The following is a 15,834-nucleotide window of genomic DNA, read 5'->3' on the forward strand; positions in this document are numbered from 1 at the left end:
AGGTGCAATTGGCAGAGTTTATCTGGCCTCAGCGATTCTAGGCCCCCTATTATCCCCTGTCAAGTCCGAAATACTATAGATTGGCCCGATTTTCTTTCTATCCGAAAAAACGTAAAAGTCGTTACTGGTATAACATATAATGGGAGGCTCCGTTACAAACGTAACGGAGCCTCCCGCAGAGCGCCTGCACAGAGGGTTGTTTGCAGTAAGTTCTTTCCTCTAAAGCTCGAGCTCCTTGAGATTCTTCTGTGCGGAGACAATGGCGGTGATGGTTGCGGTGAGTGCATCAAACTGCTGCGATGTGGACTGCAGGACGGAACTGGCGTCGGCGATCCGGTTGTTGCCCTGCTGGACCTCCTTGCCTGCATCACCCATCATCTCATCCATTTCCTGCAAATATGTCCTGTTCTCAGCTAAAAAGTCCATAAACTGAGAGAGGGAAGAACGGATCATCTCAAACATCTCACCGATTTGCCGGATGTCGTTCATCGACTGGTGGACCGCCCTGGAGAGCTCTTCCACCTTCTGGGTTACCGAAGCGGTGGCGGTACCTGCTTCCTCGGAGAGCTTCTGGACATCCGAGGCGACAACGGCGAACCCCTTTCCCGCTTCTCCGGCATGGGCCGCCTCGATCGCAGCGTTGATGGCCAGCATGTTGGTCTGGCGGGCGATCTTCTGGATCCCCCGCGACATTTCTTCGACCTCGGAGAAAGACTCCAGCGTCGAATAGGTGTTCTCGATGGTCTGATTGACGGTATCGCTGATGCCGTCGAGATCGGTGCCCGAACGCTCCAGCTCCGATGAAAGGTTGGCGTTCATCTCGCTGATCCGGGCGATGTTGTTCTGGCTCTGCTGTCTGTTTTCTTCGAAATTCTGAAGCAGCTTGGAAAAGGCTTCGCTGAGTTCCGAGAAGTTTTCGGCAACCTCGCGGATCTGGGATTGGCTCCCCTGCACCCGTCGCACGAGGATCGTGTCCAGCTGAGCCATAAAGGAGTTCAGCAGATTGTTGGCATAGTAGGACGCTGAGAGCTTGTGGAGTATGTCGTCGGAAATATAGGTCATAGCATCACCTCCACGGTGGGTAGTGCTGCATGTGCATATCGGTTATCTACATCAGATCAATGCCGCATTTGAGATTATCGAACCAGTTGAGAAAGGCGGCGACATGCTCTCCCTGCATGACCGCCCCGTGCTGGGGTGCGATCATCTCGACATCAAGCTGACGGACATGACGTACCCAGGCCTGGCAGGCCTTCGATGAAGCCATGTAGCGTTTGTGGAATCCCTCCATGAACTGGAGATGCCTGGAGAAATCCCGAACTATCTGATAGCGTTGCCCTTCCGGGAAGACCGCTGCACCGATGTCCCCGGAAAAGAGGATCCTGGAAACAGGGTCGTAGAGCGAGAACTGTCCTGTGGAGTGGAGGTAGTGAGCCGGGATGCACTGGAGCCGGGCACCTCCCATGTCGATGGTTCCGCCCTTGTCGGGGATCGGTTTGATTCGTTTCTGGTCGTAGACACCGAAATGCGGGAGAAAGCGTGTCCAGAGACCGGAGATATGGACTGTGGCCGACTCGGCCATGGAAAGCCAGAGGGTGATGCCCGAGGAGACATCCGGATCCTGGTGGGAATAGAAGATATGTTGTACGCTCTTGATGGGGAAGAGTTCGGCCACGTTGGCCAGCACCCGGGGGAAGACATGGGCGCCGCCCGGATCAAGAAGCATCGTGGTATTATTCTGGGCGATGATGTATTGGTTTGTCTGAACGGCCGCGGTCTCTTCCTGTTCTTCCCATCCGAGCAGGAAGAATTGGTGTTTGCCATCGGAATAGAGTTTCTGCGCCTCCGAGATAGACATGGTACCAGCCCCTCTCTGGTTCTGCTTGGTCTGTTCCGTATGGCCCATTATGTACATACTTCAATGAAATTGCAATGCTCCAACAGGGAGTCTACAGGAAGGAATGGTCCTGATGCCCTATCGAATTCATCCGTGCAGAGCGGTCGAACAGGAGACACGACGTATCCTGCGTTCAGAGACGGACAAGGCTGTCTCTGATCTTGATCAGCAGAACGAGGCGCTGCTGGAGGGTATCCACGAAGCCCGAAAGCGTTTCAAGAAGTGCAGGGCGGTGCTGCGCCTGGTCCGTCAGGAGATCCCCGCCTGGTACGGATATCTGAACACCCTGTTCCGGGACATCGGACGGGAACTGGCTGGATTCCGGCAGACAGGGGCCCTGCTGGAGTGCGCCGACACACTTCGGAAGGTCTTCCCGGAAGAGGAGACCCTGCTCCGTGAACTCCGCGGATTCCTGGAGGAACGGAAAAACCGGTATGCCCTGGACACGGGGGAGATGGAGCGTGCCGCCGGGCGCGCCCGGCACTGTCTGACCTCCGAAAAGGGAAACCTGGACAGTCTGGAGATCCGGCGCAGTGGGTTCGAGGCCCTCGCTCCGGGACTGATCCGGATCTACCGGCAGGGGCAGTCGCGCAGGAAAACGGCGGAGACCGAGGGGACCGCCACGGCGTACCACGAGTGGCGGAAGAGCGTGAAATACCACTGGTACCATCTGCAGCTGCTCGAACCGCTGTGGCCGGAGATGATGAAAGGCCATGCCAAAGGGACCAAGGTGCTCTCCGACCTTCTCGGCGAAGAACACGATCTCGCCGATCTCCACAGACTCCTGGCTGCCCAGCCGGCGGATTCTTCCAGCTTCACCTTCACAGAGATGCTGGAGAATCTCATCAGGAAGCGCCAGACAGATCTCCGGTCGCGGGCACACCTTAGCGGGGCACGGGTCTATGCCGAGAAAAAGAGCAGTCTCAGCACGCGCTTCCATGCCTACTGGAGGATCGCCGAGAAGACGTGAGGGCACTCCGGAAGGGGATTGCCGTTCCCATTGCCTTACCCGCGCATGACGGTCCGGCAAGAAGCACAAGACCATGAAGTATGGCCTGCCCCCATCCTTGCCCTGACTGAGTTCTGCAACCCCCTGGCGGCAAGCGGTGACCACAATGAGGTATCTCTATAGATCCCGGCTTCTTCCCTTTCTGTAGGCTCCCTTGAAATACATGTCAAGGATAACGGCTCCCACAAAGACCGTCCCCTTGACCATCTGCTGGAGATAGCTGGAGATCTCCAGCAGACGGAGCCCGTTGTCGAGAAAACCCATGATCAGAACACCGGTCAGCGTTCCCTGCACCGTTCCGAGGCCCCCGAAGAGGCTTGTCCCGCCGAGGACAACCGCAGCGATGACATCCAGTTCGAGGCCCATTCCGATACTGGGCTGGGCGCTCCACAGCCTGCCCACCATCAGCAGACCCGCCAGGCCCGCCGTGGCCCCGCTGATCGCGTAGACAGCCACGGTGATACGGCCGGTTGGTATCCCGGCGAGGTGCGCCGTTTCCCTGTTGTCACCCACCGCATAGACCCCTGTGCCGAAGGGGGTCAGCCGGAGGAGCATCCATCCTCCCAGAACAAGGATCAGCATGATGGCCCCCGCAACAGGGAACCCGAAGAGACTCTCCCACCCCGGGGCGTTGAAAGCCTCCGAAGTGCCTGAAATCGGATACCCCTCAGTCAGCAGAAGCGTCAGGCCGCGGGCTGCCGCCATCATGGCCAGTGTCGCCATAAAGGGGGGGACATTGCCCCACTGAACCAGCAGTCCCGAAACGGCCCCGCAGGAGGCGCCGGCGAGGATGGCGATCCCCCAGGCAACGGGCCACGGGAGGCCCGCATGGACGTTCAGCCATGCGCCCACCGCCCCGGCAAGGGCAACGACACTGCCCACGGAAAGGTCGATACCGGCGGTGAGGATGACGAATGTCATCCCCACCGCGCAGACCCCGATCACAGCGGACTGGCCGATGACATTGGTGATGTTCGACGGTTCCAGCACCCTGGGATAGCTTGCCCCGAGGAGGGCCAGCAACGCACCGAGGACGAAGAAGCTGCCGTAGCGTTGCCACTTAGTCCCCCGCATTGGTTTCACCCCCTGCCGCCACCCACATGACAGACTCGCCTGCGGTTTCCTCGCCGGCGAACTCGCCGGCGACAGTGCCCTGCCGCATGACAACGATCCTGTCGCTCATCCCCAGGATTTCGGGAAGCTCCGAGGAGATCATGATGATCGCCATGCCCCGATGGGTCAATCGGTTCATCAACTCGTGGATCTCCGCTTTCGCCCCGATATCGATGCCTCTGGTCGGTTCGTCGAGAATCAGTATGGTCGGCGTCACACTCAGTCCCTTGGCGATCACCACCTTTTGCTGATTGCCTCCGGAGAGACTGGAGATCTCCTGGGATAGGTCGGCATACCGCACATTGAGCCTGTCCGCCAATTGCTCCGCTTCTTGTCGTTGCGCGGATCGATTGATGAAAAAACCGCCGAAACGGCGTTCGATGAGCTGGAGGAGCGTGATGTTGGTGTCCACGGCCCGGTTCAGGAAGAGCCCCTGACGTTTTCGGTCTTCGGGGATGAGGACCAGACCGTGATGGAGGGCGTCGGCGGGTTTGCGGATGGCTACCTGCCGGCCCTGTACGGAGATACGGCCCTCCTGAAAGGGATCCAGACCGAAGAGACAGCGGGCCGTTTCGCTCCTCCCGCTGCCGACCAGGCCCGACAGGCCGAGGATCTCGCCCGTCCTGACCTGGAAGGAGACGTCGTGGAGCGCCCCCTCCCGGCTGAGACCGCTGACCTTGAGAGCCACCGGACCCGGAGGCGGGGCTTCCCGGGGAAAGATGGTGTCCACGTTCCGGCCAACCATGAGACGTACAATACGTTTCCGATCGAATTCCCGAAGGGGTCCGCCGCCGACAAAGGCGCCATCCCGCAGGATGCTCACCGTATCGGCCACCCGGAACACCTCCTCAAGCCGATGGGAGATATAGATGACGCCCACCCCGTGATCACGCAGATCTTCGATCAGCCGAAAGAGGACCTCCGTTTCCCCTGTGGAGAGACTCGAGGTCGGTTCATCCATGGCCAGCACCCTGACGTCGCGGGCAAGGGACTTCGCTATTTCCACCAACTGCTGTTCGCCGGTGGTCAGCGTCGCTACCTGTCGCTCCACGTCAATCGATGTGTGCAGACTCTCAAGGATGCGCTTCGCTTCGGCACGCATTGCTTTCCGCTGGAGGAAGGGCCCCCGTGTGGGTTCGTGGCCGAGGAATATGTTTTCCGCCACCGAGAGATGGGGGGCGAGGCTGAGCTCCTGATGGATGACGGCGATCCCCGCATTCTGGGCTTCCCGGGGTGCGTGCCAGCTGATATGTTCTCCCATAAAGCGGAGCTCGCCCTCGTCCGGTGCGTGGACCCCCGACAGGATCTTGATGAGCGTTGATTTCCCGGCACCGTTTTCTCCCACAAGAGCGTGGACCTCCCCTTCCTGCACAGAGAAGCCTACCCCCTTGAGGGCGTGAACACCTGGGAATGATTTGTGTATCCCCCGGACATCCAGAAGTGTGTCCAAATCCTTCACCACCTATTTGAACTTGGGGCGAAACGTGGCATACTTTAACGTACCTGTGTAGTATACCCTGCCTTTCAGGTGGAAACAAAGCCTGTGCGGCCCGTCTCAGCCCGGGGAAGCGATGGGTTCCCTATCTTGCTGTCTGGAGGCGACCCCTGTGGTACGAACAGCTGTAGTAGGTTCGGTGAATATGGATTTGATAATCGAAGCGGAACGTCTGCCTCAGCCTGGTGAAACACTCACAGGAGGCGTGTTCCGGACAGCCGGCGGCGGCAAGGGAGCCAATCAAGCCGTGGGAACAGCCCGGATGGGTGCACAGACCTCGCTGATAGGTGCGGTTGGCGACGACCGATTTGGTCATGCCATGCAGGCTGCTCTAACAGCCGAAGGCATCGACTGCAGCGCCTTACTGCAGCGGGAAGACACCGCCACCGGGGTGGCCTGCATCAGCCTCCTTCCCGGGGGGGAGAATGCTATCCTTGTTGCTCCCGGCGCCAACGGAACGGTGACCGAGGCGGATGCCAGAAGGTGCAGGGCATCCATCAGCAGGACGGATGTCATGCTGACCCAGCTTGAGCTCCCTGTTCCCACCGTGGTTGAGGCCTTGCGTGTTGCCAGGGAAACGGGTGTGCCCACCCTTTTCGACCCGGCTCCAGCCGAAAGACTGCCGGACGAGATCTGGCGTTTCGTCTCCATAGCTGTTCCCAACAGGCTTGAACTTGCAACGTATACCGGTTTCGACGACCCCGAGAGGGGTGCGCGCACGCTGCGGCAAAAGGGGGCGGGAACCGTTATCGTAACCCTCGGGGCTGATGGAGCGCTCTATTGCAGTGGGGAAACCCTTCGTCATTTCCAGGCATTCCATATCGATCCTGTCGATTCCACCGCTGCAGGCGATGCCTTTTCCGCTGCCCTCGCCGTGTCGATTGCAGAAGGAGCGGCCCATGACGATGCTATCCGGTATGCCCAGGCTGCGGGGGCCCTGACCTGCCGGCGCTTCGGGGCGCAGCCCAGCCTCCCCGGCCGTGCACAAATTGAGGCATTCCTCGGAAAACAAAAAGGGAGAACCACAAAAAGGGGATAGAGAATGGCTTGTCGTTACACTGTTTCTGCGCTAGACTTTTATCCGGGAGGGTTTGGATGAAACGAGACGGGGTACTCCATCCGGCGTTGAGCTATCAGATCGCTTCCCTTGGCCACGGAGACGGATTCGCGATTGTCGATGCGGGGATGCCTGTTCCTTTAGGCGTTTATAGGGTCGATCTGGGGTACGCACATGGGCGCCCTCCCTTCTTTGATGTGCTGGATGTGCTGCTTTCCAGCACGGTTGTCGAAAAGGCCTTCTGGGCGGAGGAAGCCCCCTTCGGAACGGATGAGATGATACGTGGAAAGCTCGCCGCCTCATGTGCGGTGTCGGTGGTTCCCCATGAAGAACTGAAAGGGATGCTCGGTTCCCTTCGTTTTGTGGTGCGGACCGGCGAATGCACCCCCTATTCCAACATCGTCTTGCAGTCAGGGGTCTCTTTCTGAGATGGCTGGAGCAAAAGACAGAAGGCACGCTGGCCTGCCGCGTGCCTATGTGATCCTGGTAACCGTCATCATGGGGCTCTGTGGACTGCTCACGGTTCTTGAGCCCCGTTTCCTCACCGGGGAGAACCTGATCAACATCCTGCGGCAATCCTCGATCATCGGAGTGGTCGCGCTGGGGATGACCTGCGTGATCCTCGTGCGTGGAATCGATCTCTCCGTTGGGAGTACGCTTGCTCTCTCTTCGCTCATCGCCGCTTCGGCCGTTCAGGCCGGTGTCCCCTGGATAGGGGGGTGGTTCCTTGCGCTGGCTGTCGGTGCGATCTGCGGGGGAATCAGCGGAGGCGTCGTCGCCTGGCTTGGCGTCCCCCCTTTTATCGTAACGCTTGGAATGATGGGGACCGCCCGGGGCGCCGCTTTATTGTATACGGGAGGAGCGCCGATCAGCGGTTTCCCCGCTTCCTTCCGGGTTCTCGGTACCGGATGGATCGCGGCGATTCCGGTCCCTATCGTGGTTTTCCTGTGTGTGTACGCCGTGCTGCATATCCTGCTCGAGCACTCTCTGTGGGGTGAACAGATCCGGTCGATAGGTTCCAATCCCGTTGCCGCATGGGGAACGGGGATGAACGTCCCCCTGTACACAACCTCGGTGTTTGCGCTTAGCGGCATGCTCTCGGCTCTGGCCGGTCTTGTCCTGCTGGGACGTCTTGACGCGGCACAGCCGACAGCAGGAGCAGGCTACGAATTCGGAGCCATTGCCGCGGTTGTCCTGGGAGGAACCCAGTTTTCCGGGGGGAAGGGTACGCTTCTCGGTACGGTGATGGGAGTCCTGATCATGGGTATTGTCTCGAACGGAATCAATATTTTGAATATCAACCCCTTTTATGAGCAGGTGGTCAGGGGGATGGTGATCGCACTGGCCCTGATCGCCTACGGACGCCTCGGAGGAAGCCCGGCGGGGAACTCCCCCTACTGAATACAGTAGGGGAAACCATACATGGAGGTGTTATGCCGTGAAATGGAAAGGGTTGTTACTTGCGGTTGTGACAGCTGTGGCGCTTGTTGCGGCACCGATTCTGGTCGAAGCGTCACAGACATTGGGGTTGGTGGTTTCCACGCTGAACAATCCCTTTTTCGTTACGCTCAAGGAAGGAGCGGTACAGGCGTCCGAGGGGCATGATGCAGAGCTTGTGGTATACGATGCTCAGGACGACTCGGCCAAGATGGCCTCGGCCATGGAGGATCTGATCCAGAAGGACGTCGATGCAATCCTGGTGAATCCCACCGATGCAAACGCTGTGGTGCCCTCTATCCTCAAGGCCAACAGAGCCGGCATCCCTGTCTTTACGATTGACCGGGGCGCCGAAGGCGGCAAGGTGGTCTGCCACATCGCCAGCGACAACGGTGCCGGCGGAAAGATGGCCGGAAAGTACCTGGCCGAGCAGATCGGCGGAAGCGGCAAGGTGGTGGAGCTGGTCGGCATTCCGGGCACCTCGGCGGCACGGGACCGCGGTAAAGGGTTTCACGACGCCATGGACCAGTATCCCGACATCGAGCTCGTGGCCTCCCAGGCGGGTGACTTCAACCGCGACAAGGGAATGACGGTCTTCGAAAATATCCTTCAGGCCCAGCCGGAGATCGATGGTGTTTTCGCCCACAACGACGAAATGGTGCTTGGCGCCATCGCCGCCGCCGAAGCGGCGGGAAGAGAGGGGATCGTCTTTGTCGGCTTCGATGCCGTCGATGATGCGGTTGAGGCGGTCGAGGCGGGGAAGCTGGCCGCCACTGTGGCACAGCAACCTGCGAAGATGGGCTCCATGGGTGTCGACAATGCCGTGAAGTATCTCAAAGGACAGGATATCCCAGGGAATATACCCGTTCCTCTGAAGTTGATCACCCAGTAACGGTGGGCACACAGCGGTCCGAGGGAGGGACCTTCCTGAGGTCCCTCCCTCGGCCGTCGTCATTCTGAGTTCCACGCCCGTCGTGGTACACTGTACGAAAGTGTTTGGACCCGGGTGTGATCACGTCTTCCTTCTTGGTCACGCTGCGGCATGCAATGTGCCGCCCAGGGTACGGCACATGCAGTATAATGTCCGTGGCTTCCCGTAGAATTCCGGAGAGAAAATCGAGGTGGGACAATGCAGGTGCTCATTGCCGAAGACGAGGCGATCTCCCGACTGATGCTGGAACGCCTTCTCCGCAAGGAGGGGTACGAGATTGCCTCCGCCGTTGATGGAGAGGAAGCGTGGGAGGTGATGTCCTCCCCGTCTGCTCCGCCCATTGCGATACTCGATTGGGTGATGCCCGGGATAGACGGCCTTGAGGTATGCAGGCGGGTCAGGGCTTCCGAGAGGGCGGATCAGGTCCATCCCTATATCATCATCGTAACCGGCCAGGGGACGAGGGAGGACGTGGTGACCGGTATAGGAGCCGGGGCCGACGACTACATTCTGAAGCCCTACGAGCCCGGTGAGCTCAAGATACGACTGCAGGTGGGCACCCGAACGGTGAAGCTCCAGAGGGAACTTCTCGACTCGCGGGAAAAACTCAAATATCTTGCGGCCAGGGACGCCTTGACGGGGTTGTTGAACCGACGGGCCATCATGGAGCGTTTGAACGAGGAGCGTGACCGGGCCATTCGTCAACAGAGCCCTCTTGGCTTGGCGTGGATAGACCTGGATAATTTCAAGGCGGTAAACGACAGGTATGGTCATCAGAGAGGGGATGACTTCCTCTGTGAGATCTCGCAGCTCTTCCGCCAATCCATACGCAGCTACGACATACTCGGTCGCTTTGGAGGCGACGAGTTTTTGGCCATCTTCCCCACGGCCACTGAAAAGGAAACACGGAAAATCTGTTCCCGTCTTCGTGATAACGTGTCGAAACATGCATTTCTGGCCGATTGCATCAGTCTTTCGATGTCGGTGAGTGTGGGTTATATCAGCACTGTGTGCACAGAGGATGTGGACGCCGATACGCTGCTCGGTTCGGCTGATCGCTATCTCTACAGGGCGAAACGGGGAGGCCGTAACCGCATCGAGGGCTCCTCGGAGCTGATCGATCCCGAAGAAAACGGTGCCGACAGCTCGTGACGGAACAGACATCCCTGCCTGGATAGACCCCTTTCGGTGGGGATGCTATCCCGGCAATGTGCCTTCCTCCTGGATTCCAACCCTTTTTTCCCCTTTGAGTGAAACAATCAAAATAGAGCCGATGATCAGCGCCGCCCCCGCACACTCGCTGGGAACCGGGGCAGTGCCCTGCAGCACTGCCGCAAGGACGACAGCGACAACCACCTCCACTGTCCCCACGACACCGGCCGATGAGGCCGAGATACGGTGGAGCCCAAGAAAGAAGAGCGCATAGCCGAGCAGCGACCCCACAAGGCACGTAAACAGGAGCCACCCCCACTGGGGTGCCGAAAAACCCGTCATGACATCCTGCCATCCCATGCTCAGGGTCTTCCCGATTCCGAGAGAGATGGTGCCGAACAGCAGGCCGTAGAGAAAGAGAGAGGGCATTGTCAGGCTCGTCGAGTGGGCCGACCGGCGTCCGAAAAGAACGTAGAGCGCCGAACCCACTGCCGCAGAGAACGCCCAGGCAATCCCCCTCCAGGAACCGCCGACCCCGCCGCTTCCGTTCAAATGCGGCGAAACCGCCAGCGCCACACCGCTCAGGGTGAGGAACGCAGCCAGAAGATGATACCGGTTGGGGCGTTCAAGCGTAACGAGGATCGATCCAAAGATCACCATGAGCGGGTAGGTGTAGAAGACAATCTCCGTCAACGCCACGGAGATGGTGTTTAATGCCATGAAGAAACCGCCGTAGGTGATCGCCATTGCGATGCCGCCGTAGAAGGCGAGAAAGGGGATATCCTTCAAGGATATGCGAAAGACCCGGGGGTTGGTGTACAGAAAGAAGGCCGCCGTACCGACAAATCCGATGAAAGCACGGAAGAAGACCACCGTTTCCATAGCAACACCGAGCTCGCCGAGGGCTTTCCCGCTCGGGCCGAGGGTTCCCCACAGCGACCCCCCCGCGAGTGCGAGAATAAGACCGATTATGGTATGTTTGTCCAAAGAGTGTTGCCTCCCTTACCATGCGTGACGGCACGCACTGTGGCCATTGCATGCAGTGCCTTTGCCGGAGACATTGTACAGGAAAAGCAACTGCCCTGCGATGCTAGAAATGGTTTGAACCAAAAAATCTCCTCATTTGTAATTTGCTCTGCCTTCCGGGGACACCCAGCCTGTCCTGTGCGTCAGTCTCGTTTTCCAGAAGGCTGGCCGACAGACTGCAGTATACCGGTGTCCCGCACCACTCCCGGGGTGAAGGCATTGGCGTGACGGGATCTTGGCAACGGGGGCGTCTTTTGCTATATTCTAAAACGAATTTAAGATAGGTCGGTTCCTCGGTCTCCTGTGTTCAGGACAGCGAAAAAGACGGGAGTTTCGTAGGCCATCAGGAGGGAGCGCCATGTGTCAGAGACAGGCTGGAGCGATCCCGGGCGTTGACGATACGGAGCGCCAGGGGGACATGGTCATGGAAAGTATTGATAATGCGATCATAGAAGAAGCACCTGTCGGATACTTCCAATCCACGGTTGACGGGAAACTCTTGAAGGCCAACTGTGCACTGGCCCGCATGTTCGGTTTCGATTCTCCGGAAGAAATGGTGGCGGTGACACAGAAACGGCCCGTGCAGGAGCTTCTGTACCAGGCTCCCGATTCGAGACAGGAGCTTGTCGGCGAGGCCCTGGACAGCTCTGGCGAGTGGCTGAAAGTCGAGAACGACTATGTGACCAAGCAGGGGGAACCCTTTGCCGCGAGGTTGAGTCTGCGTGCGCTCGCGAAACCGCAGAAGGGGGGGTTCCGGCTCGAGGGTTTTATCGAGGACATCTCCCGGCAGAAGGATGTAGAAACGGTGCTGGAGCGGACACGTTATCTGCAGAGCGCCGTATTCGAAAGCCTCGCCACAGCCCTCTGTGTGGTGCGGGCGGACGGCGTGATCGAGAATGTCAACCCTGAATTTGCCCGGCTGACTGGATATCGGCGCAGCGATATAGAGCAGAACCTCCGGGTCGAGCAGATCCTCCCCACCTGGACCGAGGGACAGGCCCAGGGGGAGCAAAGCGGGGAAGAGTCCTTTTCGAGCGTTTCGGAGCATTCACTGATGACACGGCGGGGGGACCAGCGGACCGTCACCATCAAGACGGCTCCTGTCCGGCAGAGCACAAGCACCGTCCTCTCTCTCAGCGACGTGACACCCCTTCGGGAGCGGGAGCAGCGGATTCTGCAGCTCAACCGAATGCTTCAGGCGGTGCGGGGCGTGAACGAACTGATCGTCCGGGAGCGGGACCAAAAACGGCTTCTGGAGCAGGTATGCGCCATTCTTGTGGAAAGCAGGGGATTCACCAGCGCCTGGGCGGTGCATGTGGACGACAGCGGTAAGGTGCTCCATTTTGGACACGCCGGTTTCAGCCACTCCTTTGAAGCGATGCGTCAGAGGCTGGAAACCGGTTTGTTCCCCAACTGTTTTCACGAAACGCTGAAAAGCAGGGGAATCCTGGTGATTGACAGCCTGGACGATCATTGCCGGGAGTGTCCCGTCCGGCACCTCCACGGCAACGTGAAATTGATGACAATGGCAATCAGGCACAAGGAAAGGCTTTTTGGGGTGATCAACGTAGCTCTGCCGGGTGACTTTGTGATCACCCCCGAGGAGCGGTCGCTCTTTGAAGAGATGGTAGGGGATCTGGCCTTCGCATTCTACAACCGGGAGATTGAAGAGCAGCACGGAAGGGCGGAAAAACGGATCGCCGACCTGAGCTGGAGTGCGATCACCACACTATCACAGGTGGTGGAGTCCAGAGACCCCTATATCTCCGGGCATCAGCAACGGGTCGCCGACCTGGCCGTTACCGTGGCGGAGGAAATGGCGCTGTCGCCCGAGACCTTGGAGACCCTTCGAGTGGCAGGGCTTCTGCACGATATCGGCAAGATGCGGGTTCCCGCCGAGATCCTGAGCCGCCCGGGGAAACTGAGCGAAAGTGAATTCGCGTTGATCCGGGAACACCCGGAAACCGGGTACGCAATCCTGCAGGGAATCCGCTTTTCCTGGCCCGTGGCGGATATTGTGCTCCAGCACCATGAGCGTATCGACGGCAGCGGGTACCCCCACGGCTTGAAGGGCCGGGAGATACGACTGGAGGCAAAGATCCTCGCCGTGGCGGATGTGGTGGAAGCGATGACCTCCCATCGCCCCTACCGGCCGGGACTCGGCCTGGGGGCAGCCATCGAAGAGATACTACACAAAAAGAGCACCCACTTCGATGAAGATGTGGTTCAGGCATGCGTGACGGTCCTGGAGCAGAATCCCGATTTTATCCAAACCAAGAGCTGGTAAACACCAAGGTCCGCATCCAGGGATTCCCTGGTGTGCTTCCCTTGCAAAACATGTGTAACAGCTCTTTCTGTCGCTGTTCACCGGGACGCAAAGACGCTAAGATGGCTGCAGCTGACAGGACCGCCACCGTTTGCGACTGATGGGGGAGAAATGGAAATGACTGACGGACAGACAGCAGAGAGCCGGCAACAGGAGGAAGAACAGACCCGGGATACCGATCTGGATGCCTACGAGCTGTATTTCAATCGAGAGTTAAACTGGATCGATTTCGACGTCAAGGTGCTTGAGGAAGCCCTGGATGAAACGAACCCGCTCCTGGAGCGCGTGCGTTTCCTCTCCATATTCTTCAATAACCTTGATGAATTCTTTATGATCCGCGTAGGGGGATTGAAGGCACAGCTTGTCGGCGGTGTCCTCGATACCCCGCCCGACGGCCGGACTCCCCTTGAACAGCTTTCCGAAATCCGGGAGAAGCTGCAGCCCTATCTCCACCAGGCCTCCGACTGCTGGCACAACCGGTTGATGCCGGCTCTGGACCGGAACGGCATCAAATTGAAGGACCTCAACACCATGACAGCGGAAGAGAGGGACTGCCTGGCCCGCTATTTCGAACGTGAGGTCTATCCGGTGCTGACGCCCCAGGCGATCGATCCCGGCCGACCCTTCCCGCACATATCCAACCTGAGCCTCAATCTGCTTGTCCTTCTGGAGGATGAAGAGGGTATCCGGCACTACGCGAGGGTCAAGGTGCCCAAAAATATCCTCAGGCTCGTCACCGTCCCCTGTGATACCAGGAACGGGAATGAGGGAACCGATGATCTGCGTCAGCAACCGGAGAAGGAATTCATCTGGCTTGAGCATCTGCTCCGGCACAACCTCCAGACCCTCTTCCCGGGGCTGCAGGTCCTTCGTGCCGTCTCCTTCCGGGTGACACGAAACGCCGATGTCGAGATTGTCGAGGACGAGGCCGATGATCTGCTCAGTGCGGTGGAAGAGGGGATAGGCCAGCGTTTCTTCGGCTGTGCCGTACGCCTGGAGGTGGAGCAGAGCATCCAGAAGCAGGATCTCGATTTCCTCGTCGGGCGTCTGCAGGTCACACCCTATCAGGTGTACATGGAACCCGAACCCCTGGGGCTTTCGACAATCGATGAATTCTGCGAGATCGACAAACCGGATCTCAAGTTCCCACCCTTCCGTTCGGAGGTCCCTCCAGCCTTCGCCGAGGAATCCTCGGATATCTTCTCAGTCATCAAGAAGCGTGACCGTCTGCTGTTTGTGCCCTACGACAGCTTTTCACCGGTGGTGGATTTTGTCCGGCAGGCCGCTGAAGACCCCAATGTGCTCGCTATCAAACAGACGCTCTACCGGGTGGGGAAGGATTCCCCCATTGTCAAGGCCCTTATCGAAGCCCGGAGGAACGGCAAACAGGTAACGGCCCTTGTGGAATTGAAAGCACGATTCGATGAAGAGAACAATATCGTCTGGGCCAGGGAGATGGAACAGGCCGGTGTGCATGTGGTGTATGGCCTGGTAGGTCTGAAAACCCACGCCAAGCTCTGCCTTGTCGTCCGACGCGAGGAAGAGGGGATCCAGCAGTATGTCCATATCGGCACAGGAAACTACAATCATATTACAGCAAAGATATACACAGATCTGGGCGTCTTCACGGCAGACCGCCGGATCTGCGACGATGTCACCGATCTGTTCAATGCGATCACCGGATACGCCAAGAAGACCGAATATCGCGAGCTCCTCGTCGCACCCGCATCCATGCGTGAAGAGCTGATCAGGCGGATCGACCGCGAGATAGAGGCGCATAGGAATACCGGCGAGGGGTATATCGCTTTCAAGATGAACCAGCTGGTGGACAAGGCGTGCATCAAGGCGCTCTACAGGGCAGCCACCGCGGGAGTACGGATTGATCTCCAGGTGCGGGGAATCTGCTGCCTCAGGCCCGGTGTTCCCGGAGTCAACGACAGAATCAGGGTAACCTCCATTGTCGGCCGTTTCCTCGAGCATCCGCGTATCTACTACTTCCACAACGGCGGCGAGAGCGAGGTCATTATCGGAAGCGCCGACATGATGCCGCGGAATCTCGACCGCAGGATCGAGGTATTGACGCCGATCAAGGATCCCGACATCGCACAGATGGTCTACCGGAAGATCCTGCTGGTCCACCTGCAGGATACGGAGAAAACGCGCGAACTGACCCCGGAGGGCCGATATCGGAGGATTGCTTCTGCCGAAGGCGAGGAGCCGCTGAATGCCCAGGAGGAGATGCTCCGGAACTGGAAGCAGTGGAGGAGCAGCGACAAGGAGCAGAATGGCGGCTCCAAGGGTGGCAAGTTCCGTTTCTCTCCGTTCACCTTAAGCAACTATCTGTGAAAGGGTGTGCAGAGGATCGGCGTATTCTTGAGGGATGTCTTTGGA

At 58.6% G+C, this 15,834-nt stretch carries 13 protein-coding genes; 8 read left to right on the forward strand and 5 right to left on the reverse strand.

What is annotated here, in order from left to right:
* Positions 1–219: 219 nt before the first annotated feature.
* On the reverse strand, positions 220–1,062 hold the full coding sequence (locus K9L28_00220; GenBank protein ID MCF7934756.1) for a chemotaxis protein: 843 nt from the start codon (positions 1,060–1,062) through the stop codon (positions 220–222).
* Positions 1,063–1,108: 46 nt separating this feature from the next.
* Positions 1,109–1,858, reverse strand: a complete 750-nt coding sequence (locus tag K9L28_00225; GenBank protein ID MCF7934757.1) for an MBL fold metallo-hydrolase — start codon at positions 1,856–1,858, stop codon at positions 1,109–1,111.
* Between the two features lie 112 nt (positions 1,859–1,970).
* Here K9L28_00225 and K9L28_00230 point away from each other — a divergent pair, with 112 nt between their 5' ends.
* Positions 1,971–2,867: a CHAD domain-containing protein gene (locus K9L28_00230; protein MCF7934758.1), complete on the forward strand. Its 897-nt coding sequence runs from the start codon at positions 1,971–1,973 to the stop codon at positions 2,865–2,867.
* 156 nt (positions 2,868–3,023) lie between these two features.
* Here the strand turns inward: K9L28_00230 and K9L28_00235 are convergent, their stop codons facing one another.
* On the reverse strand, positions 3,024–3,980 hold the full coding sequence (locus K9L28_00235) for an ABC transporter permease (protein ID MCF7934759.1): 957 nt from the start codon (positions 3,978–3,980) through the stop codon (positions 3,024–3,026).
* Positions 3,967–5,391 (reverse strand): sugar ABC transporter ATP-binding protein, encoded by a 1,425-nt coding sequence (locus K9L28_00240; GenBank protein ID MCF7934760.1) that lies wholly within the window; start codon positions 5,389–5,391, stop codon positions 3,967–3,969. Before K9L28_00240 ends, K9L28_00235 begins: the two co-directional genes overlap by 14 nt.
* Positions 5,392–5,659: 268 nt before the next feature.
* Here K9L28_00240 and K9L28_00245 point away from each other — a divergent pair, with 268 nt between their 5' ends.
* The 5 genes from K9L28_00245 to K9L28_00265 all read left to right on the forward strand — a co-directional run bounded on the left by K9L28_00245 (position 5,660) and on the right by K9L28_00265 (position 10,091).
* Positions 5,660–6,553: a ribokinase gene (locus K9L28_00245; protein MCF7934761.1), complete on the forward strand. Its 894-nt coding sequence runs from the start codon at positions 5,660–5,662 to the stop codon at positions 6,551–6,553.
* Positions 6,554–6,609: 56 nt separating this feature from the next.
* Positions 6,610–6,999, forward strand: coding sequence for a D-ribose pyranase (rbsD, locus tag K9L28_00250; protein ID MCF7934762.1), 390 nt, complete (start codon positions 6,610–6,612; stop codon positions 6,997–6,999).
* A 49-nt stretch (positions 7,000–7,048) separates the two neighbouring features.
* Positions 7,049–7,972: an ABC transporter permease gene (locus K9L28_00255; GenBank protein MCF7934763.1), complete on the forward strand. Its 924-nt coding sequence runs from the start codon at positions 7,049–7,051 to the stop codon at positions 7,970–7,972.
* Positions 7,973–8,048: 76 nt separating this feature from the next.
* Entirely contained in the window at positions 8,049–8,900 is an 852-nt protein-coding gene (locus K9L28_00260) for a D-ribose ABC transporter substrate-binding protein (protein MCF7934764.1), read from the forward strand.
* Between the two features lie 237 nt (positions 8,901–9,137).
* A complete protein-coding gene (locus K9L28_00265; GenBank protein MCF7934765.1) occupies positions 9,138–10,091 on the forward strand; it encodes a diguanylate cyclase in 954 nt (317 codons plus the stop codon).
* Between the two features lie 45 nt (positions 10,092–10,136).
* Here the strand turns inward: K9L28_00265 and K9L28_00270 are convergent, their stop codons facing one another.
* A complete protein-coding gene (locus tag K9L28_00270) occupies positions 10,137–11,078 on the reverse strand; it encodes a DMT family transporter (protein MCF7934766.1) in 942 nt (313 codons plus the stop codon).
* Between the two features lie 397 nt (positions 11,079–11,475).
* On the opposite strand from K9L28_00270, the gene K9L28_00275 reads away from it, so the two are divergent.
* Complete coding sequence (locus K9L28_00275) at positions 11,476–13,404, forward strand: HD domain-containing protein (GenBank protein ID MCF7934767.1); 1,929 nt, start codon at positions 11,476–11,478, stop codon at positions 13,402–13,404.
* Between the two features lie 156 nt (positions 13,405–13,560).
* Positions 13,561–15,789 (forward strand): polyphosphate kinase 1, encoded by a 2,229-nt coding sequence (ppk1, locus tag K9L28_00280; GenBank protein MCF7934768.1) that lies wholly within the window; start codon positions 13,561–13,563, stop codon positions 15,787–15,789.
* Positions 15,790–15,834: the final 45 nt, after the last annotated feature.

The organism is Synergistales bacterium, assembly GCA_021736445.1.
Taxonomy (GTDB): Bacteria; Synergistota; Synergistia; order Synergistales; family Aminiphilaceae; genus JAIPGA01.